This window comes from Rhizobium sp. P43 (assembly GCF_056730705.1).
In genome coordinates this window covers 1,388,981-1,413,045 of record NZ_CM161539.1, presented here as the reverse complement: position 1 = coordinate 1,413,045, position 24,065 = coordinate 1,388,981, and the positions used below count along the sequence as shown (strand labels likewise).

The following is a 24,065-nucleotide window of genomic DNA, read 5'->3' as shown; positions in this document are numbered from 1 at the left end:
GGAACGTGTCAGATGCGCTCTTCGCTCTCGGCATCGAAGAGGGAGGCGACTTCCATATCGAAGCCCAGGCGAACCTTGGCACCCGGCGCATAACGGCGGGTGCCGCCGATACGCACCGACATGGTGTGACCGGCATGCTTCAGCCAGAGCAGATTGTCGGCGCCCATCGGCTCTTCGATGTCGACGATCGCCTCATGCAACTCGCCGATGCCGTTCTCTTCATCGACCTTGATGTGTTCAGGACGCACGCCGAGCACCACCTTGCGGCCAGCCGTCAGGGTTTCCTGCGAGCGGTAGCCCTTCATCGAGAACAGCACATCATGGGTGCGGAAGAAGATATCGCCACCCTCGTTGACCAAGTCGCCATGCAGGAAGTTCATCGACGGCGAGCCGATGAAGCCGGCAACGAAAAGGTTTCGCGGCCGGTTGTAGATCGTGTTCGGATCGGCGAGCTGCTGGATGACGCCGCTCTTCATGATGGCGATGCGGTCGGCCAGCGTCAGCGCCTCGATCTGGTCATGCGTGACATAGATCATCGTGTTCTTGAGGCTGTGGTGCAGGCGCTTGATCTCGACGCGCAACTCCGAGCGCAGCTTGGCATCGAGGTTCGACAGCGGCTCGTCGAACAGGAAGACGTCGACATCGCGTACCAGCGCACGGCCGATCGCCACGCGCTGGCGCTGACCACCGGAGAGTGCCGACGGCTTGCGGTCGAGCAGCGGCCCGATCTGCAGGATGTCGGCGGCGCGCTGGACGCGCTTATCGATCTCGTCCTTCGGCATTTTCGCGACTTGCAGGCCGAAGGAGAGGTTCTTCTTCACGGTCATCTGCGGATAAAGCGCATAGGACTGGAACACCATGCCGATGCCCCGGTCCTTGGGCTCTTCCCAAGTGACGTTTCGCCCCTTGATGAAGATCTGCCCGTCGGTCGGCTCCAGCAGACCGGCGATGCAGTTGAGAAGCGTGGACTTGCCGCAACCGGAGGCGCCGAGGAGAACGATGAACTCCCCATCGACAATGTCCAGATTGAGGTTTTCCAGCACTTTGACCGCGCCGAAGCTCAGCGAGAGGTCCTTGATCGATACACTATGCGACATGAGCTTAACCCTTGACTGCGCCGGCGGCGATACCCCGGACGAAGAGGCGTCCGGACAGGAAATAGACGATGAGCGGCACGGCGCCGGTCAGCAGTGTGGCGGCCATGTTGACGTTGTATTCCTTCACGCCCTGCACCGAATTGACGATATTGTTCAGCTGAACCGTCATCGGATAGGTATCGGGCCGGGTGTAGACGACACCGAACAGGAAGTCGTTCCAGATACCCGTAACCTGCAGGATGATCGCGACGACAAAGATCGGCAGCGACATCGGCAGCATGATGCGGAAATAGATCTGCCAGAACCCTGCCCCATCAATGCGCGCCGCCTTGAACAGTTCTTCCGGCAGCGAGACGAAATAGTTGCGGAACAACAGCGTCAGGATCGGCATGCCGAAGATCGTATGCACGATCACCAGCCCGCTCAGGCTACCGTAGATCCCCATTTCACGCAGCAGGATGACCAGCGGGTAAAGCATGACCTGATAGGGAATGAAGGCCCCGAAAATCAGGATCGTGAAGAAGACTTCCGAGCCCTTGAACTTCCAATTGACCAGGGCATAGCCGTTCAGCGAGGCAATCAGGATCGAAACGACGACCGACGGCACCAGGATCTGCACGGAATTCCAGAAACCGCGAGACAGACCATCGCAGTTCAAGCCCGTGCAGGCCGTGGCCCAGGCCTTGACCCAAGGTTCGAACGTCACTTCGACTGGCGGGGCAAAGATATTGCCAAGCCGGATTTCCGGCATGCCCTTGAGCGAGGTGACCACCATCACCCAAAGCGGCAGCAGATAATAGAGGCTGACGAGCAGCAGGATACCATAGAGGATGATGTTGCGGCTGGAGAACATCCGCTTCGGCCGCGCGCCGCGCGGGCCGGTCATGACGTGATCAACCATGTTTGCGTCTCCCGCCGAATTCAAGATAGGCCCAAGGGATGAGGACGATCAGAACCGTGAGCAGCATCATGGTCGATGCAGCCAGACCCTGGCCAAGATTCTGGGCCTGGAACATGTAGTCATAGACATATTTCGCAGGCACTTCCGACGCATTGCCCGGTCCGCCGGATGTCTGTGCGACAACCAGATCGTAAAGTCGGACAATACCGGATGCGATGAGAACCAGAGAGGTGATGAAGACCGGGCGCATCATGGGAATGACGATAAAAATGTAGGTCCGCCATTTCGGAATGCCGTCGACGCGCGCTGCCTTCCAGATATCCTCGTCGATACCGCGCAGGCCGGCCAGCATGATGCACATGACAAATCCGGTGCCTTGCCAAAGTCCGGCAATCAGCAGGCCATAGATGACAATATCGGGGTTGTAGAGCGGATCGAATTCGAAGCTTTCCCAGCCCAAACCGCGCACGATCGACTGAACGCCGAATTCGGGATTGAGGATCCACTGCCAGACGAGGCCGGTCACAATGAATGACAGCGCAAACGGATAGAGCAGAACGGTGCGGAAAGCATCCTCGTAGCGGATCTTCTGGTCGAGCAGCACCGCCAGCAGAAAGCCGATCACGATGGTGAAGATCAATGATAGGACGCCGTAAATGAAGATGTTCTCGATCGACACCCACCAGCGGCTGGTGCTCCAGAGACGCTCATACTGCTCAAGACCGACGAAATTGGCGCGTGGCAGCAGCTTGGAATTGGTGAATGAGTAAACAACGGTCCAGAGCGTCCCGCCGACAAAGACGACGAGCGCGGTAAAGATCATGGGCAAAGCCGCGATCTTGCCGTTGAGATTGCGAAACAGCCGAGACGGCCGTGCAACGCGCGACATGGCAAAACCTCCAGAATGGGGGGTGACTGCCCGGCAAAGCCGGGCAGTCGGCGTGAGACCGAGAGGCCTCAGCTACCGCTCTTGAGATTCTGAACCCACTTCTGATGGGCTTCTTCCGGCGACATGTCAGACTTCCAGAACTCGACCATGAGGTCTTCGTTCTGCTTCTGCACGTCCGGAGACCAGACCATGTCACCTGAGGGGATGATGTTCCCGCTAGCCAGGATTTCGAGACCCTTCTTCATGCAGTCGTTGGCGGCAGCCAGATCGACGTCACCGCGGATCGGCAGCGAACCCTTCTTCAGGTTGAAGGCGACCTGCACTTCCTTGGAGACCATGAGGGCTGCAAGTTCCTTCTGCGCCTTTTCCTTTTCAGGATCGTTCAGCTTCGGGAAGTAGAAGGCATCACCACCGGTCGAAATGTACTCGTTCAGACCGAGGCCGGGAAGGCAGGTGTAATCCTTGCCAGCCACTTCACCGGCGACGGCGAATTCGCCCTGCGCCCAGTCACCCATGATCTGGCCACCGGCCTGATCGGTGATGACGAGGTTGGTTGCCTGGTTCCAATCCTGAACGGTAGACTTGGCAGCAAGCTTGCGAGCGTCAGCCGCAGCCTGGAAAACCTTCAAATATTCGGGTCCGGCCGCAACGTCCATGTTCTTGTCGACGTTGACTGCCTTCCAGTTGTCGAGACCGGCAACTGCGATCTGCATCGCACCAAAGGCGAGGTTGGACTGCCAGGGCTGGTTACCGAGAGCCAGCGGGATCTTGCCTGCCTTCTCGAGCGCAGGCGCAGCCGCAACAAACTCATTCCAATTTGTCGGGACAGGAACGCCTGCCTCCTCAAACGCCTTGTTGGACAGCCACAGCCACTCCGGCGAGTGAATGTTCACCGGTGCGCAGTAGATCCGACCGTCAACCGTGCAGGCGTCGAGCAGCGACGGCGGGAAAACCTTGTCTTTCCAACCTTCTGCCTCGGCGACATCGGTCAGATCCAGCATCAGACCAGCCTCGACAAGCTCGAGAGCCTGCTGACCGTGGTTGAACTGGGTGGCCCCCATCGGATCGCCGCCGGTAATGCGGCTGATCATGATCGGACGTGCCGTACCGCCACCACCGGCGATCGCGCCATCGACCCACTTGTTGCCGGTGGCGTCGAAAGCCTTGGCAAGCTCGGCGACAGCCGCAGCCTCACCGCCCGATGTCCACCAATGGGTTACTTCAAGATCGGTTGCGTGAGCCGCTGCGAACGGCATGGCGACTGTTGCGGCCAAAGCTGCCGCGAAGCTACGAAAATTCATGAGTCTCCTCCCTCACTGAAACGTTGCCGGAAAAACTTATGACAAAGAATCCGCAGACGCAACCAGGCGGATTGTAAATTTTCTATTACAGCTGATTTTCAGTCAGGGCGTGTGTTGGAATGAAAAATCCAAATCGCTTTGGGCAATCTGGATATTGCGCAGCAATATTGCCGAAATCCGCCTGGATTGAACGAATTGCACCCAAATTCGAAAAGATTTGCTGCAACTGCGTTGTCTCGATGTCACGGGCCATAGACACGAATCGCAATCTGAAAGGCACTCTCCATAGTTGTTATTCATCGCACCGCAGCATGGAATTGGGCTCGACAAACGAACTGTATCGTTTCAGATTTTTCATTCAAGGCAACGGATGGAGGTGTCGGTCGTCAGGTATGCAGAAAGGGAAAAGCCAACTATAAGCGGGACTTGTAAGACCGGTGGGGACAATATGACAGATCTGCAGGGGAGCGGCCTGATGGACCGCCCAATCGCGACGAAGGAGCGGCCGACGCTCAAAACGATCGCCTTCATGACGGGCCTCGGCATCACCACCGTTTCCCGGGCGCTGAAAGACGCGCCGGATATCGGCGCGGAAACGAAGGAACGGGTCCGTATGGTTGCCCGCCAATTGGGTTACCAGCCAAACCGCGCCGGCGTTCGATTGCGGACCGGCAAGACCAACGTCATCGCCCTTGTGCTTGGCATTGACGAGGAGATCCTGGGCTTCTCCAATCAGATGGTGGTCGGGATTTCGGAAGTGCTGTCGGGCACGCCCTACCACATTGTCGTAACACCCCATGCACATACCAAGGACCCGATGCTGCCCGTGCGTTACATCCTGGAGACAGGATCAGCGGACGGCGTCATCATTTCCCGGACGGAACCCGATGACCCTCGCGTGCGGCTGCTCACCGAGCAGAACATGCCTTTTGTCACCCACGGGCGGACCGACATGGGCATCGAGCATCCGTTCCATGACTTCGACAACGAGGCCTTCGCCTATGGAGCCGTGGAACGTCTGGTGAAGCGTGGACGCCGACGCATCGCCCTGCTCCCGCCTCCAAGCAAGCTGACCTATTACCAGCATACCTTCGATGGCTTCATGCGCGGGCTGAAGGCTTTCGGCGCCGAAGAGGTTCCGCTGCACATCAACATCGATGCCACGCTCGGCCAGATCCGGTCCACGGTCGAAGAGCTGATGCGGGGTCCGGATGCGCCGGACGGCTTGATCTCATCCTCCGGCAGCAGTGCGATCGCTGCCAATGCCGGGATCGAGGCGGCGGGCAAGCGGGTCGGGGTCGAGATTGACCTGGTTGCCAAACAGGGCACGCCGATCCTGAACTGGATACGCCCCGATATCATTGCCGTCTATGAAGACGTTCGCCAGTCGGGCCGGGAGCTTGCCAAGGCGGTCATTGCAAGGATTGATGGCGTTGACCCGGAGCTGCTGCAGAACATCAGTAAGCCGCGCTGGGAATAGGCCGCTCGCCCTCGGAACGCAAAAGGATCTGCTGCAAGGCCGGCTCAGGCATAGGACGGACGCTGCGCATCGTCCCAGACGACCACGGAGTTGCGGCCGTTGACCTTGGCTTTATGCAGTGCCGCATCGGCCCGCTTCAGGAGTTCATCTGCGGTCACCTGCATGGCGCCATGCGCCACACCGACGCTGACAGTCACCGGCACGAGCTCGCCACCCAGAAAGAACATCTGCTGTTCAACGCTGTCATGGATGATATGTCCGAGCTTTTCGGCCTCCTCGACCTTGCAGAAGGGCACATAGGCCGCAAACTCCGCACCGGCCAGACGGCCAAGCAAGGTGTGCTCCGGCAGTTCTCTCAGAATGATTTCGGCGCAGGTCTTCAACACCTCGTCACCACCCGAATGCCCGTAGCGATCGTTGATGCGCTTCACGTGATCGACGTCAATATAGAGAAATGCCCCCTCCCCGCGGATCTTGGTCGACAGCGTTTGTAGCATGTCGAGGAAGGTGAAGCGGTTCGCAATCCCCGTCAGCGCATCCGTTGCGCTCGACCAGCGATGTTCGACAACCAACCGATCCCGCACCAGCAGAGAGAGTGACAAGGGCGCCATCAACGCATGGAGGAAGAGGGCAAAGACGGCAATCGCGAGCCAAACGGGACTGGAGCCGGTCGAAGCACTCGCTAGACCGGGCGAGAGATAGGCGGCGACGCATGAAAACAGCAGCACGAGGGATAAAGCGGCAAACCAGAGATAGGCGATGGGCCGGTTCGTCAGCTGCTCTTCCGTCTCGGACACTTTCAGCTCCCAGGCGGCAAGACCGGTATAAATGGCACCGATCGCGGCAGCGAGCAGGTAACGCGCGGCAAAGCTCTCCTGCAGCAAGGGTGCCGACGTCGTCAGCAGCAGAAAGGCCAGAGGACCGGCCGCCGCGAGTTTCAGATCGAGCTTGCGATGATCGAAGGCACGCATGCCCTGCCAGGCGAGTGCGAAACCGGCGAGAATGAGTGTCTGGGCGAGAGCAACCGTGACCAGGCCATAACCGCCGTCCGCAAAGAACGACAACAGGGCGCCGAAACCTGCCAGTCCAGAAGCTGCCGAAAACAACAGGAATTCGCTTCGCTTCGGCTCCCCACGCCAATGCCGCCCATACAGAATGGAAAACACCGACAGAAGCGCAAACGCACCGAGTGCAAGTGTGGGAAAGTTAACAGAGACCATCACGAAACGCCTGAAATTTGAACGGAATGATTAACCGCGTCGTGAGGCTAGGCGACAGACATTAACTCCGAGGTAAACGAATTGGTAACAATTTAACCAATCGGCGACCGGATGACCATTATTCACAGGGCGATCGCAAGACCACTACGTCCAAAGAAAAAGGCCCGACATCATCCGATATCGGGCCTCGAGCAGGCGACGGGTCGCCAAGGACCGGTCAGAACTGGCCGGCCCAGGGACCGTGATGCATGTCCTTGCCGTCGAGACGATCAAAGCCATGCGCACCGAAGAAGTCGCGCTGCGCCTGGATCAGGTTCGCCGTGCCGCGAGCGCGACGATAGGTGTCGAAGTAGGAAAGCGCCGAGGCCAGCGCCGGAACCGGCAGGCCGGACAGGACGGCATGGGCAACGACGCGACGCAGCGCGCCATCGGTTTCCTTGACCATCTGGGCGAAGGCCGGGGTCACCACGAGATTGGCGACATTCGGATCCTTGGTGAAGGCCGAGGTGATCTCGTCGAGGAACTGCGAGCGGATGATGCAGCCGGCGCGCCAGATGCGGGCGATCGTCGGCATCGGCAGCGACCAGTGGAACTCTTCAGATGCCGACGACATGACCGCAAATCCCTGGGCATAGGCGGCAATCTTGGCGGCCAGCAGCGCGTTCTCGAGATCGGCGATGAAGGCGGCCTTGTCCTTCGGCGCCTCGGCCAGCGCCGGCAGTCCGAAAAGCTTTTCGGCCGAAATACGCTCTTCGCGGAGCGACGACAGCACGCGGCCGGCAACAGCGGCCTCGATGCCGGAGGCGGCGACCGCGAGGTTCTGCGCCTCGATGGCAGACCACTTGCCGGTCCCCTTCTGGCCGGCGGAATCGACGATCACGTCGACCATCGGCTTGCCGGTTTCCGGATCCGTGGCCTTCAGCACCTTTTCGGTGATTTCGATCAGATAGGAATTCAGGCGGCCCTTGTTCCACTGACCGAAGATCTCGCCGATTTCGGCAGCCGACATCTTCAGACCGTCGCGCAGGATGCCGTAGATCTCGGCAATCATCTGCATGTCGGCATATTCGATGCCGTTGTGGATCGTCTTGACGAAGTGACCGGCGCCATCGGTGCCGAGCCAGGCAACGCAGGGCTCGTCGTTGAACTTGGCGGCGATCGAGGTCAGTACCGGCTCGACGCGCTTCCAGCTTTCCTCGGTGCCGCCGACCATGATCGAGGGACCATGGCGGGCGCCCTCTTCACCGCCGGATACACCCATGCCGATGAAGGTGAAATCGGTGCCGGCAAGCTTTTCGAAGCGGGCGACCGTATCGCGGAAGTTCGCATTGCCGGCATCGATCATGATGTCGTTCTTCGACAGATACGGCATCAGGGCCGCAATCTGCTGGTCGACGGCGTCACCGGCCTTGATCATGATGATGATTGGACGCGGCGGACGGATGGCGGCAACAAACTCTTCGATCGTGTGGCAACCAATGATGCGATCGGCGAGCTCGCCGGCTTCGCCGAGGAATTCGTCCGTGCGCGCGGGCGTGCGGTTGAAAACCGCGATGCGATTGCCCTTTTCGGCAATGTTGAGCGCCAGATTGGAGCCCATGACTCCGAGACCGATCAGTCCGATTTCCGCTTGCTGCACGATATGACCTCCGCATGCAAATCGATTAGGAGGCCGCTTTGTCGCATCATGGGTGCGGTGCGGCAAGCGAAAATCTTGATCAATTGGTCAACAGATTGTCTCACGCAGCGGGATGATCTTCATCCTCTGTGATGGCCCGCCAGGCGGCACCATCGAGGTCCTCATACTGGCCGCTCTTCAGCGACCAGAGAAAGGCAAAGAGGCCGAGACCGCCCAGAAACAGCGCGATCGGGATGAGGAAAATGAGCATGTTCATGCGGCAATCCTCCCTGTGTCAGGGCGTACTGCAGACAGGTTATCGGACGCAGCTTCTTTAGCGACGCGTTCATCGAGCGACAGCCGGTTGAGACGGAGCGCGTTCACCACGACGATGATCGACGAGGTCGACATGGCGACAGCGGCAATCAGCGGGGTGGCGTAACCGAGAAGCGCGATCGGCACGGCAATCACGTTATAGCCGATGGCCAATGCAAAGTTCTCGCGGATCAGCCGCCCGGCGCGGCGCGAGGCCTCGATCGCAAAGGGCACGGCTTCGAGGCCGTCGCGCATGAAGACGAAGTCGGCCGCCTGACGTCCGACATCAGCGGCTGTCGCTGGCGCCATCGACACATGCGCGGCCGAAAGCGCCGGCGCATCATTGATCCCGTCGCCGACCATCAGCACGCGGCGGCCACGAGCGGATGCCTCGGCGCAGGCTTCCGCCTTGTCACGGGGGCTAAGACCCGCCCGCCATGTGTCGATGTTAAGATCGGCAGCAAGCTTTGCAACGACGGGGGCGCGATCGCCCGACAGAATGCCGAGGTCGAGACCCGCCTGCCGAAGGGCATGGATCGAAGCGCGCGCGCGCGGCCTCAGCATGTCCTCGAACAGGAAGGTGGCGCGTTCGGTGCCATCGAGCGATAGCACGACTTCGGAATAGGGCTTGTCGTCGGCTGCGTGAGCCCCGGCGTCACAGGTAAAACGGCGGTTGCCGAGGCGCCAGACGCCTTCCTCTGTCTCCGCTTCGACACCGGCGCCCGGCACTTCCCGGACGGTCTCGAAGGCGCGCGGCTGGCCACCATAGGCTGCCCAAAGCGCCCGCGACAGCGGATGTCGGGAATGGGCGGCAAGACCGGCGGCGACGGCAAAGGCGACAGGCTCCAGCCGCGCGGCATCAACGAGACGCGGGCGACCCAGCGTCAGCGTGCCGGTCTTGTCGAAGGCGACGGCCTCGATCTCGGCGAGCCGTTCCATGGCAGAACCGTCCTTGACCATCACGCCCGCCTTGAACAGGCGGCCAGCGGCGACAACCTGCACGACAGGCACCGCGAGGCCCAGCGCACAGGGGCAGGTGATGATCAGGACCGCAATTGCGACCATCATCGCGTGTTTCCAGTCGCCATCATACAGGCCCCAGCCAATGAAGGCGGTGATCGCAAGCAAATGCACGGCCGGGGAATAATACTGGGCGGCACGATCGGCGATGCGGCGGTACCGCGCCCTGCCCCCTTCGGCGGCTTCCATCAGATGGATGATTTCGGAGAGGAAGGAGTTCTGGACGGTCGCCGTTGCACGGACGGAGAGCGAGCCTGTCAGGCTCAGCGTGCCGGCCTGGATTTCCGAGCCTGGACGAACCGAGACCGGCGCGCTTTCGCCATTGACGATCGACATGTCGAGATCGCTTTCGCCGGAGACGACGATGCCATCGACGGGAATGCGGTCGCCGGCTGATATGGCAACCTGATCCCCGACACGGATCTCATCCACGGCGCGATATTCGCGCGAGCCGTCCTCGCCGAGCACCATGGCACCGCGCGGATTGAGGCGGGCAAGCCCGCTGATGGCGGAGCGTGCCCGATCGCGCATAATGTGATCCAGCGTACGACCGATCAGAAGGAAGAAGAGCAGCGAGGCCGTTGCGTCGAAATAGGCATGTTCGCCGTGATGGATGGTTTCCCAGAGAGAGGCGAAATAGGAGAGCGTGATGCCGATGGCGATGGGCACATCCATGTTGGTGCGGCCATGTTTCAGCGCGTTCCAGGCCGATTCGTAGAAGAAGCGACCGGCATAGATCAGCGCCGGGGCTGCGATCATCGCCGAGATCCAGTGGAAGAGATCGCGTGTCGAGGCATCCGCCCCGGACCAGACTGAGACGGAAAGCAGCATGATGTTGGTGGCGGCAAAGCCGGAAACGGCAACAGCACGGATCAGCTGGTTGCGCAGCGCGTCGGAGGCCTCTTCGGCTGCCGTGAACAGATGGGCAGTGTAGCCGGTCGAGGCGATGGCCCGGGCCAGATTGACCGGGTCGGTCTCGACACCATCCACGGCCTCCTTCCATACGACCGAAACGCGCTTCGTCGACAGGTTGACGCGCGCACGCTCCACTTCCGGCAACGCTTTCAACGCACCTTCGACCGTGGTGATGCAAGTACCGCAATGGACCGCAGGCACGCTCATGTCGACCTGCCAGAGGCCCGGCCCGACCGCGCGGCTGGAGAGCTTCAGCTCATCCGCAGACGGCAGTGAGACCCCTGCCCGCTCCAGATCCAGTGCACCTTCGGTGCCCGCTGCACAGCAACTCATCGTCATTCTCCCGAAACGGTGATCCGCTTCGCTTCGTGCATGATCATCTTGCCGTCTTTGGTCGCCTGCATCTCGACGATCCAGCTGCCCGGAAGGATTGCGGTTTCAGCGAGATAGAGACCGTCTCCAGCGGGCGTCATCTGCAGTTCGAAATCCTGCGTGGTGCCGACGGGGCGCTTGAAATGGGCCGTCACCGCATCGGCGATGACGGGCGTGTTGCCCGGCAGCGTCAGCCGATAGCGCATGCCCTTGGCATCAACCGAGAGATCTCCGGCAATGCCGGTCGCCAGCATCTCGCGGATCGCGGCCGTCTTGCCGTTAAACTGCTGGCTGGCGACATAGGTGTTCTTCACCACGAGGCCGCTCCAGCTCGACGTCGCGAGATAGGCCATGGTGAAATTGACCGTGATGATCGTGCCGAAGAAGGCCAGCATGATCGCCAGCATGTGCCAGCCGGTGAAAGTGAAGGATTTCCTCGCGTCAGTGGTCATTATCTGGCTCCTGGCCCCATGAAGACGGCATCATAAACATCGCGTTCGTCGCTTCCGGCATCCTTGGCGATGAACTGGAATTCCTGGTTGTCATCGGTGACCTTGTCACCGGCGAGTGTCACGAAGACCTTGAGCGTGGTCGCCTCATCCGGCTCCACCGAGACGGTGAAGGCACGGGCCGGCGGCTGGTTGATGCCGTTGATCTTCATGGTGGCATCCGGCAGCCCCTCGATCGACACCTGGATCTCGCGTGGTGCTGCGATCATGTTGAGAATGCGGACCGTATAGCCGTTGCGGATCGATCCATCCGATTCGAGCACGAATTGCGGATTGCGGTCGTGCAACACGTTGACCTCAAGCCGGTCGCGGCCGAGCAGCGCAATCAGCATAGCCACTCCAACGGCGGTCCACACGCTCATGTAGAGAAGCGTACGCGCACGGAAGATGACGCGCCAGTCGAAATGGCGGACCTTGTCGGAGAAGCTGCCATCGGCATTGCGCACCTTGGCGGGGTCAATGCTGCCAGTGCCGCCACCCGTGGCGAGTGCCATGTTCGACTGATATTCGTCGAGTGTGGCATAGGCGATCAGACCGCGCGGCTTGCCCACCTTGTCCATCACGCCATCGCAGGCGTCGATGCACAGGGCGCAGGTGATGCATTCGAGTTGCTGGCCATCGCGGATGTCGATGCCCATCGGACAGACGGCGACACAGGCATTGCAATCGACGCAGTCACCGACTGCTTCACCAGCGGCAATCGCCTTCTTGGCATGGCGCGTACGGGGCTCGCCACGCCAGTCATTGTAGGTGACAACAAGCGAATTCTCATCGAGCATCGCGGCCTGAATGCGCGGCCAGGGGCACATGTAGATGCAGACCTGTTCGCGCATGAGGCCGCCGAAAACGTAAGTGGTGGCGGTGAGGATCGCGACGGTCATATAGGCGATGGGCGCGGCATTGCCGGTCAGGAAATCCATGGCCAGCGACGGCGCGTCGTCGAAATAGAAGATCCAGGCGCCACCCGTCAGGACGCCGATCAGGATCCAGGTCACATGTTTTGTGACACGCTTCCATATCTTGTCGAAGGTCCAGGGGGCCGACTCAAGCTTGATCCGCGCATTGCGATCACCTTCGATGAAACGCTCCACCACCAGGAAAAGATCGACCCAAACGGTCTGCGGACAGGTATAGCCGCACCAGGCACGACCAACCGCTGAGGTAATTAGGAAAAGACCGAAGCCCGCCATGACCAGCAGGCCGGCGACGAAGAAGAACTCCTGCGGCCAGATCTCGATGAAGAAGAAATAGAAGCGGCGATGGGCGATATCGATCAGAACCGCCTGGTCAGGAGCGAACTCGCCACGATCCCAACGCAGCCAGGGCGTCAGGTAATAGATGCCGAGCGTGATCGCCATGACGATCCATTTGAACCGACGGAAACTGCCTTCGGCCCGCTTCGGAAAGATCTTCTTGCGGGCCTCATAGAGCGGACCGCGCTTCTTGGCCGACATCACCGCCTCGGCATCGAGTCTCTCGATCTCGGGCGCCTCGGCGGCATGGGCCTGATCGGCATGCATGTTCATGGGACGAGAACCTTCTTCTGATGCTCGTCTTGTCCCATCTGGGGGGCGAGCCTGCCTTGACTTAAGTCAAGCAGCGGCGAAGCGTCGCAACACATAGGATTTTTCATATAAAAAATGGGCCGCATCTGTGGATGCGGCCCAAGGTCTTCTGGGAGGATCTGGATGCTTATTCGCCGCCGCCGAGCTGATGAACGTAGACGGTCAGCTGCTTGACGGTGGTATCACCGAGACGGGCAGCCCAGCCGGGCATGGCACCATGGCGAGGCTGACGAATCTGCGCGGCAATTTGCGCTTCGCCATCGACCTTCAGCCAGATAGCATCGGCGAGATTAGGCGCACCGAAATCGCGATTGCCCTTGGCGTCGTCTCCATGGCAGGAGGCGCAGTTATCGGCATAGATCTGTTTGCCCGGCTCAACCATCGAGGCGTCGATCGGGGTGCCCGTCAGGCTGACGACATAGGCTGCAACCTGCTTGATCTGCTCCGGTTCGATGATGTCGGCAAAGGCCGGCATTTCCGAGACGCGGGTGTCAGGATCCTGATCGTAGCGGATACCATGGGCGATCGTCGCGTGGATCGCTTCGAGGTCGCCGCCCCACAGCCAGTCGTCGTCGTTGAGGTTCGGATAACCGGCACCGCCGGCAGCACCCGAACCGTGGCAGGGCGAGCAGTTGACCTTGAAGGCCGCGGCACCACCGGCAACAGCAAACTGGGTGAGTTCCTGGTCGGCGATGATCTCCTCAAGCGGCAGGGCCGCAATCTTGTCGAGATAGACCGCCTGGGCCGACTTCGCTTCAACCAGTTCCTGGGCGACTTCCGCACGGCTGGAATAGCCGAGCATGCCCTTGGTGTTGTCGGTCAGGAGCGGCCAGGCCGGATACATGATCGTGTAGCCGATCGACCAGACGATCGTCGCGTAGAAGGTATAGACCCACCAGCGCGGCATCGGATTGTTCAGCTCGCGAATGCCGTCCCACTCATGGCCGGTGGTCTCGACGCCGCTGATCTCGTCGATGTGTTTCTTGTCTGCCATTGTTCAATCCTCCTTGAGAGGGATGCTGGCCGCATCGTCGGCAGGCTTCTTGCCGCCCGGGCGGAATGTGAAGAGCACGACACCGACGAAGAACAGAGTCATCGCAAGCAGAGCCCAACTGTCGGCGAACTGGCGCAGTGCAGTGTAGGTTTCCATGGTGTCACCTCAGCGATAACCGGTTGCGTCGTCATAGGTGGAGAAGTCGACGAGCGTGCCGAGCATCTGGAGATAGGCGACGAGTGCGTCCATCTCCGTGAGCTTGGCCGGATCGCCGTCGAAATCGCCGACCTTAGCCTTGGGATAGCGAGCCAGCAGACCCGACGTATCCGCGTTCGGATCGGCCTGGGCGGCAAGATCCGCCTCGGCCTCGGCAATCATCTCGTCCGTATAGGGAACGGTGACGGTCCGGTTGGCCTGCAGCATCATACCAACGCTGGTGATCTGCAGAGGCGTTTCCTTCAGGAAGGCATAGCCCGGCATGATCGATTCCGGCACGACGTCGCGCGGATTGACGAGATGCTGGACATGCCACTCGTTCGAGTAGCGATCGCCGACGCGGGCAAGGTCGGGACCGGTGCGCTTCGATCCCCACTGGAACGGATGGTCGTACATCGACTCCGCCGCCAGCGAATAGTGACCGTAGCGCTCGACCTCGTCCTTGAACGGACGGATCATCTGGCTGTGGCAGACATAGCATCCTTCGCGGATGTAGATGTTGCGACCGGCCAGTTCGAGCGGGGCGTAGGGCCGCATGCCCTCCACCTTTTCGATGGTGTTCTCGAGGTAAAAGAGCGGCACGATTTCCACGATACCGCCGATGGTCACAACCACCAGCGAACCGAGGAAGAGAAGGCTCGCGTTCTTCTCGAGGATTGCGTGTTTATCAAGAATGGACATCAGAGCCTTCCTTCTTATTCAGCCGGCTGAACAGCAGCGGGGACGGTCGAGCCGGGCACCGGAGCTTCTTCGCGTTCATAGCCAAGGATGGTCATGGCGATGTTGTAGGCCATGATCACGCCGCCCAGGAGATACATGGCGCCGCCGATCGTGCGGAGCACGTAGTAGGGATGCATGGCAGCAACCGATTCGGCGAAGGAGTAGACCAGGAAGCCCTGATCGTCGTATTCGCGCCACATCAGACCCTGCTGGATACCGGCGACCCACAGAACGGCGGCGTAGACAACGATGCCGAGAGTGGCGAGCCAGAAGTGCCAGTTGACCATCCGCATCGAGTAGAGGCGGTTGCGGTTCCAGAGCTTCGGCGTCAGGTAGTAGATTGCACCGAAGGAGATCATGCCGACCCAGCCGAGTGCGCCCGAGTGAACGTGACCGATGGTCCATTCGGTATAGTGGCTGAGCGAGTTGACCGCCTTGATCGACATCATCGGGCCTTCGAAGGTCGACATGCCGTAGAAGGCAATCGCAATCACCATCATGCGGATGATCGGGTCGGTGCGGATCTTGTCCCAGGCGCCGGACAGCGTCATCAGACCATTGATCATGCCACCCCAGGACGGCATCCAGAGCATGACCGAGAACACCATGCCGAGCGTCTGAGCCCAGTCGGGCAGCGCGGTATAGTGCAGGTGGTGCGGACCGGCCCAGATATACATGAAGATCAGGGCCCAGAAGTGGATGATCGACAGGCGGTAGGAATAGACGGGACGACCGGCCTGCTTGGGCACGAAATAGTACATCATGCCGAGGAAGCCTGCGGTCAGGAAGAAGCCGACCGCATTATGGCCGTACCACCACTGGGTCAGCGCGTCCTGGACACCGGAGAAGGCCGAGTAGCTCTTGACCCCGAGGAAGGACACCGGCATCGCCAGATTGTTGACGATGTGCAGCATCGCGATCGTGACGATGAAGGACAGATAGAACCAGTTCGCAACATAGATATGCGGCTCCTTGCGGGTCAGGATCGTGCCCATGAAGGTGATCAGATAGGCGACCCAGACGACGGTCAGCCAGAGATCGACATACCATTCCGGCTCGGCGTATTCGCGACCCTGGGTGATGCCGAGCAGGTAGCCCGTGGCAGCCATGACGATGAAGAACTGGTAGCCCCAGAAGACGAACCACGGCAGGCTGCCGCCGAACAGACGCTGGCGGGAGGTGCGCTGGACGACATAGAAGGACGTGGCGATCAGCGCGTTGCCGCCAAAGGCGAAGATGACGGCAGAGGTGTGCAACGGGCGCAGGCGACCGAAGGTGAACCACGGCTCGATATAGAGCTCGGGATAGGCCATTTGCAGCGCGACGACCACGCCAACCAGAAAGCCGACAACGCCCCAGAAGACCGTGGCGATGACGCCGTAGCGCACGACATCATCAAAATACTCCGATGAGGAGGCCTTGGGCGCCGCAGAGGCGGAGGACGCTGCAGACGGTGCAAACTGCATCCGGCGCAGCATAACAATCGTGCCGCCCGCCAGCACGAAGAAGGCGACCCACATATGGGCCGCAAAGAGGCTGTCGTGGGCGAAAGCCACCCCGAGCAGCGCGGCGAAGGCGAGAACCGCCATCACCAGTGTCTCTAACGTGTAGTTCATTGTTGGAATCCCCCAACGCTTGCTGATCACATCGCGGGGGCCTTCGCCTGATCAGGAGATTCCTCCCGCGTCGAATGCACCAATCGCACCGGGGAAGCCAATCCACCTTGATCCAGGTCAATGCGATCATCGGCAAATTTGGCGAGGCTCCAAATCAGCAATCGGGATGGCGGTCCCTTGGGCACCAAGGCCTGAGATCGCCGCAGATCACTCCCGCTGCGCGTGTCTTGGAGCAGAGGGGTCCCCGCCAGGGAGAACCCATTGGAGAGAACGGACATGCTGACCAACACTCAAGGCCGCACACAAAACAGCACGGCCGCAAGAACAGGCAACCGTCTGCTGGACGCCGGCACGCGCGACCTCGCCTGGCTCGGCCGCGCCCATACGGAACAGCTCGCCCTCTGCCGCGAGTTGGAAGACATCGCCGACTCACTGCCGGCGAACATCAACCGGCAGAAATGTATCTATGCCGCAAAGGCGCTTGGCCCGCTGATCAAGGGCATCCATCATTACGAGGAAACGGTGCTCTTCCCGCAGCTCCAGTCGAGCCCCGATGCGACCGAGGCGCTCGGTCCGACCCTCGAGCGGCTGAAATTCGAGCATTGCGAGGATGAGTGCTTTGCGGAGGAGTTGACGGACGCGCTCCTGAAGCTTGGCTCGGGCGACCGGGTCAATATGGAGGCGGTCGGCTACATGCTGCGCGGCTTCTTTGAAGGGATCCGCCGCCACATCGCCTTCGAGCGGGAGCATCTCCTGCAGGGCGTCACAGAAGAAGAATTACAGGCCGGCGCGATGTGACAGAGACATTCCCGCTGCCGCGAGAGCGGCGGGATGATCAGGCGGCAACGCCACCAAAGACCGGCTCGCTCTCTCCGAGGGTCAAGACGGCGCCACTGATGCTGCCATCGGATGAACGAAGCGGACTGAAACGCCCCGGCATCTCTCCCGACACGGTCGCCGCCGACATGCGTGCGACGAACGAGCCGGAGCACCCGGCAAAGGCCGCATCAAGAGCATCCTGAAGCCACTCATGCGAACCGGCAGCAAGGCCGACATCGAAGACGCTGCGCCCAATCACCTCGATCTGCCGCATGCCCAGCATGCATGCCATGGCCTTGTTGGCGAACAGATAGCGGTAGTCGCGCGTTACGACCGCGACGCGCTCGGGAAGATTGTTGAGAATGATCTCGTTCAGCTGTTCATCGTCCCCATCCCGCGGCTCTGGTGGCGCAAAGGCATGGGTCGCCGGACTTTGCTGACTGCGCTTCGGTCCAAAATACCGTTCGACGAGCAATGACAGCATGGAGGCATGGCGCAGCACGCAGGATCCGTCGTCTGCATCCTCGCGCAGGAGTTTGGTGAGAAGCCGCATCTGCAAGTAAATGTCATCCAGATCCGTCGCACGATAGCTGATGAGACTCGTCATCAACGGATCGATCTCCCGATCAAGGATCCGCACGAGATGGTCATCGCCATTGCGGATGGCCTGCTGCAACTGAAGATTCTTCAACGAAACCGCTTCGAACATTGCTCGCAGATTCGAATCACGGAATTCGCCGAAAGACATTCGCAACCTCATCCCTGAATGTGACGTAGAAAGCTAAGAGATCACATACTTTTGGCGTGGGTAACATGAGGTTGCGTCACGTTCAATCCGCACGGGCACCGGAGCACGGCGCAGCCCAAAAAATATCTATCGAACAATTCAGATATCATGATGAAAAAGCACGAAAACGCGCGAGGCCACAGCGCTCGTCATGCTCGGACGGCGAATCACTGCGGGCGTCGTGTCGATATCGGGGCTAGATCTTGTCTTTGATCGCCCAGCGGTCGTGATACCAGAGCCACTGCTCTGGATATTCCCGAACCCAGGCTTCGACCTTGTCATTCAGCAATTGCGCGGTGGCATTCACATCCACCTGGCCGCGCTCGTTGCGGGGAATATCGACACGGGGTTCGATCTCCAGCCGGAAACGGTTGCCCGGCAGACGGATGCAGCGTGCCGGATAGACTTCGCAGTCGAACTGCCGCGTCAGCTTGGCAAGCAACGGATTGGTCTTGACCGGCTGGCCGAAGAATTGCGTTTCTACGCCCTTCCAGAATTTCTGGTCGACGAGCACGCCGACGCCGCCGCCCTGCTCCAGCTGGCGCGCCAGCGCAAAGGACGAGCCGGCATGCGACGGCACGAGCTTGCCCATCCGCTTGCGGCGGAAGTCGAAGACCTTTTCGGCGATATAGGGATTGTTCGGCGGACGGAACAGCACCGTCACATAGAGACCGAAGGCAGCACCCGCGACCGGCAGGAGCTCGAAGTTGGCGGTATGGCCGGTAAAGACGATGAAGGGACGTGGATTGTCGCGCAGGTCGAGAAACTGCTCGACACCTGACACTTCCACCCTGCCCTCGCCCGGTTTCTCCGGATCGAAATCGAAGAGGCGGTCAAGGAAGACATATTCGGCGGCAAGGCGCCCCATATGGCCCCAGCTCGCCAGCGCGATTGCTTCCCGCTCCGCCTCGGACTTCTCCGGGAAAGCATTGCGCAGGTTCACCTGCATGAGGCGGTGACGCCTGGTCTTCGGCCCGATCCAGCGCATAACACGGTCGGCGAAGTTGATCGCAGCATCCGCCGGCAGGATCTTCAACGCTGTCAGGGAGCCGAACGCGAACTGCGCCACGGACCACTGGTAGAACTTGCGCAGCGCCAGAACGATGCGGGTGACGAGCATCCGCACGCGGTCAGTCCATCTTCAGGATGATCTTGCCGAAGACCTGGCGGCCTTCCATGCGGGCGAGAGCGCGGTCGATATCGTCGAAGGTCACTTCGGTGTCGATGACCGGATGCACGATGCCGCGCGCCATCTTCTGCATGGCGTTCGCCATGTTTTCCATGCGGCAGCCGAAGGAGCCAAGCAGCTTGAGCTGCTGCTGGAAGAGCATCATCAGATTCATGTCGGTCGACACGCCCGAGGTCGAACCGCAGGTGACCAGACGGCCACCGCGCTTCAGGCAGAGCATGGAACCGGCCCAGGTATCCTTGCCGACATGTTCGAAGACGACGTCGACGCCTTTCTTCTTGGTGAGCTTGCGCACGACACCCTCGAAGCGGTCGGTGCGGTAGTTGATGACGTGGTCGGCACCCAGCGCCTTGGCCGGCTCGATCTTGTCGTCGGAACCGACGGTGGTGATGACGGTGCAACCAATCTTCTTGGCAAGCTGGATCGCCGCCGTGCCGATGCCAGAACCGCCGGCATGCACGAGGATGGTTTCACCTGGCTCAAGCTTGGCATTGTCGAAGAGCATGTGCTCGACGGTGCCGAAGGTCACCGGAGCAAGAGCGGCACCAACCGCATCGACGCCATGAGGTGCCGGCACCAGCAGACGCGCCGGCAGGTTGATCTTTTCCTGCGCGAAGCCGTCGAGATGGAAGCCGTGCACGCCGCCGACATGTTCGCAGAGGTTGTCACGGCCTTCGCGGCAGGGCTTGCAGAGACCGCAGGTGCGCGCACCGTAGACGGCCGCCAGCTGACCCGGCAGGATATTGCCGACGCCGGGTCCAATTGCCTCGACCACGCCCGAAGCTTCCGCACCGATGACGAGCGGCATCTTGCGCTTGGCGAAGGCCATGCCGCGCCAGCCCCAGACGTCGATATGGTTGAGCGCAACCGCCTTGACGCGCAGCGTCACCTCACCCGGACCCGGTGCATCCGGCTCCGGCAGATCGACGATTTCAAGCTTGCGGTCTTCGACGAGTTGCAATGCGCGCATGAGTTCTTATCCCCGCCCAATGGGCGTCAAATCTGGTCTGTTCGATGTTGCGGAGCCGATTACGCCGGTTCCCGCGTCATGACAAGGCTGGCGTTCTGGCCACCAAAGCCGAAGGAGTTGGAGAGCACAGCCGAAACCGAGGCCTCCCGCTTTACGTTCGGCACCACATCAAGCACGATCGAGGGATCGGGATTGGTGTAATTGATGGTCGGCGGCAGCGTGCCGGTCAGCATGGTCTGCAGCGAGAACACAGCCTCGACCGCACCGGCAGCCGTCAGCGTGTGGCCGATCATCGACTTGTTCGACGAGCACGGAATGGAATCCTTCAGCCGGTCGCCGAAGACGGACAGCATGGCGCCATATTCCATCTTGTCGTTTTCGGGCGTCGAAGTGCCATGGGCATTGATGTAGCCGATGGCCTCTTCGGAGAGACCGGCATCCGCAAGCGCTGCCTTGATCGTCGCGATCGCAGGACCACCATCCGGCGAAGAGCGCGTCCGGTGGAAATGATCGGCCTTTTCGCCGCAGCCCTTGATGATGCCGAGCACCTTGGCGCCGCGGGCAACCGCTGCTTCGAGCGATTCCAGCACGAGCGTTGCGGCCCCTTCGGCGATGACAAAACCATCGCGTTCCTTGCTGAACGGCTTCGACGCCTTTTCCGGCGGATCGTTCTGGGTCGACAGCGCCGAGAGCAGCGAGAAGCGGATGACCGCCTCCGGGCTGATCGAGCCATCGGTGGCAACCGTCAGCGCCCGCTCCGTGCGGCCCTGGCGGATCGCCTCGACGCCGAGCTGGATCGCGGTCGCGCCCGAAGCACAAGCCGTCGACAGCGTCACAGGAAGACCACGTGTCCCGAACTTGTCGGAGAGACGTTCCGAGATCGAGCCGAATTGCACGGCTTCGAGGAAGACCGGATCCGGCTTTTCACGCATGGCTGCCAAAAAGCGGTCATAGGCGTCGCCCGGCTGGGTCGAGGCCGGAGCCCGTTCGGCCAGCGCAAAGCGGTCATGCCATTCCGGCTCGACCGGCGGGGCAGCGAGGAAAAGCGGACCGTTGAAATCGCCATTGATGCCAGCCTGAGCCAGCGCCTCGATGGTCGTTTCGCGGGCCAGCGCATAGGAACGCTCGACGGCATTGTTGGCGGGAACGGCGATGAAATCGACCGTACCACCGATACGGGTCGACATGCCCTCGGTGTCGAAGCGCTTGATGTAGTGGATGCCGGACTTGCCGGAGGTCAGCTTCGACCAGTTGTCGGAAAGCCCCTGGCCAAGCGAGGTGATGACGCCCATGCCGGTAACGGCAATGATCGGGCGGCCCAGATGATCCTTGAAACGGCTGTCGGTCATGGATCTATCCTCCTCACGCATTCGCCGAGAGCACGGCAAGGCCTTCGCCTCGCACATAGCCGACGGTGGAGATGATGGCATGTTTGGCGGGGCCAGCCTGAGCAGCTTCGCTCGCCGGATCAAAGGCGGGCACCATCGCACCGGAATCGATGGCAAGCGCTGCAAGCGCCAGACCCGCCGGGAACTGCGCTTCGACCGAATGACCGATCGAGCCGGCATAGCCACGCACCGGCATGCCGGCGAAACATTCCGCAAGGTGAGCCTTCTCACGTTGCGTGAGTTCGGCCAGACCGGAGGCGCCCGAGAAGACGACGGTATCGGCAGCCGAAAGGGAGGCTGCTTCCGGCACCATGCGGCCCAGACGCGCTTCGAGCTTGCCCTCGTCGCGATTGCCGCGATCGCCTTCGACGGCGTCGAGCACGGCATAGATATGCGCGCCACGCGCCTCGGCATGTTCGCGGGATTCGAGCACCAGGAAGGCGCCGACCGTGCCGAGGATCATGCCGCCGCCCGAGGAACCATCGCGCGACCAGAGCGGCTGCCAGGGACCGGTCTGATGGGCACGGATGCCCTCGACCAGTAGCAGGATATCAGGGCGCTCGGACACGAAGGCGCCACCGACCAGCGTATGCGTCGACTGGCCGGCCTTGATGCGGGCGAAAGCTGTTTCGATGGCCGAAATGCCGGCGGCCTCTTCGCCCATGAAGGTGCGCGAGGAACCGGTGACCTTGTGGACGATCGAGATATTGCCGGCGAGCAGGTTGGAGAGCTGCGCCAGGAACAGCGTCGGACGAAGCTCGGTCTTCAGCTTCTCGATCAGGAATTTTTCGCGGTCATTGCGCTGCAAAGCCTCGTCGACGATTAGGCTGTCGACAGCGATATCACGCTCGCCACCGCCGGCCGCCACGATCAAGTCCATGGTCCCGCAGGCGTCCGCATCGTCCTTCATGCCGGCATCGTCGAGCGCAAGGCCGGCTGCGAAGACGCCGAGACGCTGCCAGTTTTCCATCTGGCGCTGGTCACCACGCTTGGCGATCTGCTGCGACCAGTCGATCTCGGGCAGCTTGTGCACGACATAAGGCGCGAACTTTTCGGTCTCCAGGACCGGCTCCGGCGCAGTCTTCGCCGAGAGCAGCGCGACATGCGCGTCCTTGCCGGTGCCGTGGCAGGTGACGATCCCCACACCGGTGATCACCACATCATTCGGTTTCTTGACCATATGCAATCCTCTCGCCGGCAGGCTGGCCAGCGTAAAATGCGGGTTTTCCCGAATAAGGCCCCAAGGTCAATAGGAGATTGCGCGCTTGCGGCCGAATGCGCCTTAAGCCTGGGCCGCCATCGCGGCGATCAGGCCGACTTCCTCGGCGCGTTTGCGCACGATCGGCGCGAGCGGCACTTCGGAGAAAGGCATGGTGCGCAGCTTCAGCTGGGCATCGCAGACCTTCTTGCCGCCGCTCGTGATCTTCGCCTTGGTGACGGCAAAGCCCGATCCGTCATGCTCGAGTTCCGCCTCGATGTCGAGAACGGCACCTGGCTCGACGAAGGTGCGCATCTTGGCGCCATCGACGGACATCAGGAAAGGCATGGCCTCGAAGTCCTTGACCGCGAGCAGCAGCATGCCGGAGGCCTGCGCCATGGTTTCGATCAGGAGCACGCCCGGCACCAGCGGCATGCCGGGAAAATGCCCTTCGAAAACAGGGCTTTCCATCGGGACCACGGAAGTGGCCTTCAAACGACCAAGGCCGAGATCCACGCTCTCGACCTTGTCAATCATCTGGAAATATTCAAGCAGCATGACGGTGTCCGCTCCTTTGGGGGCGGGTCAGCCCTTGGCGGCGCGAAGTTCGTCGATCTTGGCGCAGAGGTTCTTCAGAACGAAGTATTCCTCGGTCGAAACCTTGCCTTCGTTGACTTCCTGCGTCCACTGCTCGAGCGGGATCTTGATGCCGAATTCCTTGTCGATCGCAAAGACGATGTCGAGGAAGTCGAGGCTGTCGATGCCGAGGTCATCAATCGTGTGGCTTTCCGGCGTAATCGTCTCGCGGTCGATTTCGCTGGTCTCAGCAATGATGTCGGCAACTTTGTCGAATGTAGCGGTCACGCCAATACCTCATATGTCTCAAATTCTGGGTTCCACATAAGGAAAACACTGTCAAATGCCAATGGTGCTTTTGTGCGACAGCGAAATTTGCGGCGTTAGTGT

24 protein-coding genes are annotated in these 24,065 nt (G+C 60.7%); 2 read left to right on the top strand and 22 right to left on the bottom strand.

Annotated features, from left to right (window positions below; genetic code table 11):
- Positions 1–8 precede the first annotated feature (8 nt).
- The 5 genes from AC1PUL_RS06960 to AC1PUL_RS06940 all read right to left on the bottom strand — a co-directional run bounded on the left by AC1PUL_RS06960 (position 9) and on the right by AC1PUL_RS06940 (position 4,441).
- Positions 9–1,097, bottom strand: coding sequence for an ABC transporter ATP-binding protein (locus AC1PUL_RS06960; protein WP_480467440.1), 1,089 nt, complete (start codon positions 1,095–1,097; stop codon positions 9–11).
- Between the two features lie 4 nt (positions 1,098–1,101).
- Positions 1,102–1,998: a carbohydrate ABC transporter permease gene (locus AC1PUL_RS06955; protein ID WP_480467438.1), complete on the bottom strand. Its 897-nt coding sequence runs from the start codon at positions 1,996–1,998 to the stop codon at positions 1,102–1,104.
- Positions 1,991–2,887 (bottom strand): carbohydrate ABC transporter permease, encoded by an 897-nt coding sequence (locus tag AC1PUL_RS06950; protein WP_298467666.1) that lies wholly within the window; start codon positions 2,885–2,887, stop codon positions 1,991–1,993. Before AC1PUL_RS06950 ends, AC1PUL_RS06955 begins: the two co-directional genes overlap by 8 nt.
- Positions 2,888–2,955: 68 nt before the next feature.
- A complete protein-coding gene (locus AC1PUL_RS06945) occupies positions 2,956–4,188 on the bottom strand; it encodes an ABC transporter substrate-binding protein (RefSeq protein ID WP_480467436.1) in 1,233 nt (410 codons plus the stop codon).
- An 85-nt stretch (positions 4,189–4,273) separates the two neighbouring features.
- Positions 4,274–4,441 (bottom strand): hypothetical protein, encoded by a 168-nt coding sequence (locus AC1PUL_RS06940; RefSeq protein WP_480467435.1) that lies wholly within the window; start codon positions 4,439–4,441, stop codon positions 4,274–4,276.
- 222 nt (positions 4,442–4,663) lie between these two features.
- Here AC1PUL_RS06940 and AC1PUL_RS06935 point away from each other — a divergent pair, with 222 nt between their 5' ends.
- Positions 4,664–5,668, top strand: coding sequence for a LacI family transcriptional regulator (locus AC1PUL_RS06935; protein WP_480467434.1), 1,005 nt, complete (start codon positions 4,664–4,666; stop codon positions 5,666–5,668).
- A gap of 44 nt (positions 5,669–5,712) precedes the next feature.
- Here the strand turns inward: AC1PUL_RS06935 and AC1PUL_RS06930 are convergent, their stop codons facing one another.
- From AC1PUL_RS06930 to ccoN, 10 genes are all read right to left on the bottom strand, one after another.
- Positions 5,713–6,888: a GGDEF domain-containing protein gene (locus AC1PUL_RS06930; protein WP_480467432.1), complete on the bottom strand. Its 1,176-nt coding sequence runs from the start codon at positions 6,886–6,888 to the stop codon at positions 5,713–5,715.
- 217 nt (positions 6,889–7,105) lie between these two features.
- A complete protein-coding gene (gndA, locus tag AC1PUL_RS06925; RefSeq protein WP_480467431.1) occupies positions 7,106–8,527 on the bottom strand; it encodes an NADP-dependent phosphogluconate dehydrogenase in 1,422 nt (473 codons plus the stop codon).
- A gap of 100 nt (positions 8,528–8,627) precedes the next feature.
- Positions 8,628–8,783, bottom strand: a complete 156-nt coding sequence (ccoS, locus tag AC1PUL_RS06920) for a cbb3-type cytochrome oxidase assembly protein CcoS (protein ID WP_298467682.1) — start codon at positions 8,781–8,783, stop codon at positions 8,628–8,630.
- Positions 8,780–11,089 carry a cation-translocating P-type ATPase gene (locus tag AC1PUL_RS06915; protein ID WP_480467429.1) on the bottom strand — a complete coding sequence of 770 codons (2,310 nt, stop codon included), beginning with the start codon at positions 11,087–11,089 and terminating at the stop codon, positions 8,780–8,782. Before AC1PUL_RS06915 ends, ccoS begins: the two co-directional genes overlap by 4 nt.
- A 2-nt stretch (positions 11,090–11,091) precedes the next feature.
- Positions 11,092–11,580: a FixH family protein gene (locus AC1PUL_RS06910; RefSeq protein ID WP_480467428.1), complete on the bottom strand. Its 489-nt coding sequence runs from the start codon at positions 11,578–11,580 to the stop codon at positions 11,092–11,094.
- Positions 11,580–13,163, bottom strand: coding sequence for a cytochrome c oxidase accessory protein CcoG (gene ccoG, locus AC1PUL_RS06905; protein ID WP_480467426.1), 1,584 nt, complete (start codon positions 13,161–13,163; stop codon positions 11,580–11,582). The genes AC1PUL_RS06910 and ccoG overlap by 1 nt, the downstream gene beginning before the upstream one ends.
- Before the next feature lie 166 nt (positions 13,164–13,329).
- Positions 13,330–14,196 carry a cytochrome-c oxidase, cbb3-type subunit III gene (ccoP, locus tag AC1PUL_RS06900; RefSeq protein ID WP_480467425.1) on the bottom strand — a complete coding sequence of 289 codons (867 nt, stop codon included), beginning with the start codon at positions 14,194–14,196 and terminating at the stop codon, positions 13,330–13,332.
- A gap of 3 nt (positions 14,197–14,199) precedes the next feature.
- Positions 14,200–14,352 carry a cbb3-type cytochrome c oxidase subunit 3 gene (locus AC1PUL_RS06895; protein WP_307373214.1) on the bottom strand — a complete coding sequence of 51 codons (153 nt, stop codon included), beginning with the start codon at positions 14,350–14,352 and terminating at the stop codon, positions 14,200–14,202.
- A gap of 9 nt (positions 14,353–14,361) precedes the next feature.
- Positions 14,362–15,093: a cytochrome-c oxidase, cbb3-type subunit II gene (gene ccoO, locus AC1PUL_RS06890; RefSeq protein ID WP_480467423.1), complete on the bottom strand. Its 732-nt coding sequence runs from the start codon at positions 15,091–15,093 to the stop codon at positions 14,362–14,364.
- A 14-nt stretch (positions 15,094–15,107) separates the two neighbouring features.
- Positions 15,108–16,748: a cytochrome-c oxidase, cbb3-type subunit I gene (gene ccoN, locus AC1PUL_RS06885; protein ID WP_480467422.1), complete on the bottom strand. Its 1,641-nt coding sequence runs from the start codon at positions 16,746–16,748 to the stop codon at positions 15,108–15,110.
- A gap of 276 nt (positions 16,749–17,024) precedes the next feature.
- Between ccoN and AC1PUL_RS06880 the strand changes: the two genes are divergently transcribed.
- Positions 17,025–17,546, top strand: a complete 522-nt coding sequence (locus AC1PUL_RS06880; protein ID WP_480467420.1) for a hemerythrin domain-containing protein — start codon at positions 17,025–17,027, stop codon at positions 17,544–17,546.
- A 37-nt stretch (positions 17,547–17,583) separates the two neighbouring features.
- Here the strand turns inward: AC1PUL_RS06880 and AC1PUL_RS06875 are convergent, their stop codons facing one another.
- From AC1PUL_RS06875 to AC1PUL_RS06845, 7 genes are all read right to left on the bottom strand, one after another.
- On the bottom strand, positions 17,584–18,315 hold the full coding sequence (locus AC1PUL_RS06875) for a PAS domain-containing protein (protein ID WP_480467418.1): 732 nt from the start codon (positions 18,313–18,315) through the stop codon (positions 17,584–17,586).
- 235 nt (positions 18,316–18,550) lie between these two features.
- Positions 18,551–19,474, bottom strand: a complete 924-nt coding sequence (locus AC1PUL_RS06870; RefSeq protein ID WP_480468522.1) for a lipid A biosynthesis lauroyl acyltransferase — start codon at positions 19,472–19,474, stop codon at positions 18,551–18,553.
- A gap of 10 nt (positions 19,475–19,484) precedes the next feature.
- Positions 19,485–20,513 (bottom strand): zinc-binding dehydrogenase, encoded by a 1,029-nt coding sequence (locus tag AC1PUL_RS06865; protein WP_113376533.1) that lies wholly within the window; start codon positions 20,511–20,513, stop codon positions 19,485–19,487.
- 59 nt (positions 20,514–20,572) lie between these two features.
- Positions 20,573–21,862, bottom strand: a complete 1,290-nt coding sequence (locus AC1PUL_RS06860) for a beta-ketoacyl-ACP synthase (protein WP_480467417.1) — start codon at positions 21,860–21,862, stop codon at positions 20,573–20,575.
- Positions 21,863–21,875: 13 nt separating this feature from the next.
- Positions 21,876–23,081, bottom strand: coding sequence for a beta-ketoacyl-ACP synthase (locus tag AC1PUL_RS06855; RefSeq protein WP_480467415.1), 1,206 nt, complete (start codon positions 23,079–23,081; stop codon positions 21,876–21,878).
- Between the two features lie 102 nt (positions 23,082–23,183).
- Entirely contained in the window at positions 23,184–23,657 is a 474-nt protein-coding gene (locus tag AC1PUL_RS06850; protein WP_480467414.1) for a 3-hydroxyacyl-ACP dehydratase FabZ family protein, read from the bottom strand.
- Positions 23,658–23,684: 27 nt separating this feature from the next.
- Positions 23,685–23,963, bottom strand: a complete 279-nt coding sequence (locus tag AC1PUL_RS06845; RefSeq protein WP_003502893.1) for an acyl carrier protein — start codon at positions 23,961–23,963, stop codon at positions 23,685–23,687.
- Positions 23,964–24,065: the final 102 nt, after the last annotated feature.

Excerpts from the sequence above, each read along its gene's own strand:
- ccoG (WP_480467426.1), bottom strand. The coding sequence starts at position 13,163 with ATGAACATGCATGCCGATCAGGCCCATGCCGCCGAGGCGCCCGAGATC.
- AC1PUL_RS06865 (WP_113376533.1), bottom strand. The coding sequence starts at position 20,513 with ATGCGCGCATTGCAACTCGTCGAAGACCGCAAGCTTGAAATCGTCGAT.
- AC1PUL_RS06855 (WP_480467415.1), bottom strand. The coding sequence starts at position 23,081 with ATGGTCAAGAAACCGAATGATGTGGTGATCACCGGTGTGGGGATCGTC.
- AC1PUL_RS06960 (WP_480467440.1), bottom strand. The coding sequence starts at position 1,097 with ATGTCGCATAGTGTATCGATCAAGGACCTCTCGCTGAGCTTCGGCGCG.
- AC1PUL_RS06935 (WP_480467434.1), top strand. The coding sequence starts at position 4,664 with ATGGACCGCCCAATCGCGACGAAGGAGCGGCCGACGCTCAAAACGATC.
- AC1PUL_RS06950 (WP_298467666.1), bottom strand. The coding sequence starts at position 2,887 with ATGTCGCGCGTTGCACGGCCGTCTCGGCTGTTTCGCAATCTCAACGGC.
- AC1PUL_RS06875 (WP_480467418.1), bottom strand. The coding sequence starts at position 18,315 with ATGTCTTTCGGCGAATTCCGTGATTCGAATCTGCGAGCAATGTTCGAA.
- AC1PUL_RS06850 (WP_480467414.1), bottom strand. The coding sequence starts at position 23,657 with ATGCTGCTTGAATATTTCCAGATGATTGACAAGGTCGAGAGCGTGGAT.
- ccoS (WP_298467682.1), bottom strand. The coding sequence starts at position 8,783 with ATGAACATGCTCATTTTCCTCATCCCGATCGCGCTGTTTCTGGGCGGT.
- AC1PUL_RS06880 (WP_480467420.1), top strand. The coding sequence starts at position 17,025 with ATGCTGACCAACACTCAAGGCCGCACACAAAACAGCACGGCCGCAAGA.
- ccoP (WP_480467425.1), bottom strand. The coding sequence starts at position 14,196 with ATGGCAGACAAGAAACACATCGACGAGATCAGCGGCGTCGAGACCACC.
- AC1PUL_RS06930 (WP_480467432.1), bottom strand. The coding sequence starts at position 6,888 with ATGGTCTCTGTTAACTTTCCCACACTTGCACTCGGTGCGTTTGCGCTT.
- AC1PUL_RS06870 (WP_480468522.1), bottom strand. The coding sequence starts at position 19,474 with ATGCTCGTCACCCGCATCGTTCTGGCGCTGCGCAAGTTCTACCAGTGG.
- AC1PUL_RS06860 (WP_480467417.1), bottom strand. The coding sequence starts at position 21,862 with ATGACCGACAGCCGTTTCAAGGATCATCTGGGCCGCCCGATCATTGCC.
- AC1PUL_RS06955 (WP_480467438.1), bottom strand. The coding sequence starts at position 1,998 with ATGGTTGATCACGTCATGACCGGCCCGCGCGGCGCGCGGCCGAAGCGG.
- AC1PUL_RS06940 (WP_480467435.1), bottom strand. The coding sequence starts at position 4,441 with ATGGCCCGTGACATCGAGACAACGCAGTTGCAGCAAATCTTTTCGAAT.
- AC1PUL_RS06895 (WP_307373214.1), bottom strand. The coding sequence starts at position 14,352 with ATGGAAACCTACACTGCACTGCGCCAGTTCGCCGACAGTTGGGCTCTG.
- AC1PUL_RS06915 (WP_480467429.1), bottom strand. The coding sequence starts at position 11,089 with ATGAGTTGCTGTGCAGCGGGCACCGAAGGTGCACTGGATCTGGAGCGG.
- ccoN (WP_480467422.1), bottom strand. The coding sequence starts at position 16,748 with ATGAACTACACGTTAGAGACACTGGTGATGGCGGTTCTCGCCTTCGCC.
- ccoO (WP_480467423.1), bottom strand. The coding sequence starts at position 15,093 with ATGTCCATTCTTGATAAACACGCAATCCTCGAGAAGAACGCGAGCCTT.
- AC1PUL_RS06910 (WP_480467428.1), bottom strand. The coding sequence starts at position 11,580 with ATGACCACTGACGCGAGGAAATCCTTCACTTTCACCGGCTGGCACATG.
- AC1PUL_RS06945 (WP_480467436.1), bottom strand. The coding sequence starts at position 4,188 with ATGAATTTTCGTAGCTTCGCGGCAGCTTTGGCCGCAACAGTCGCCATG.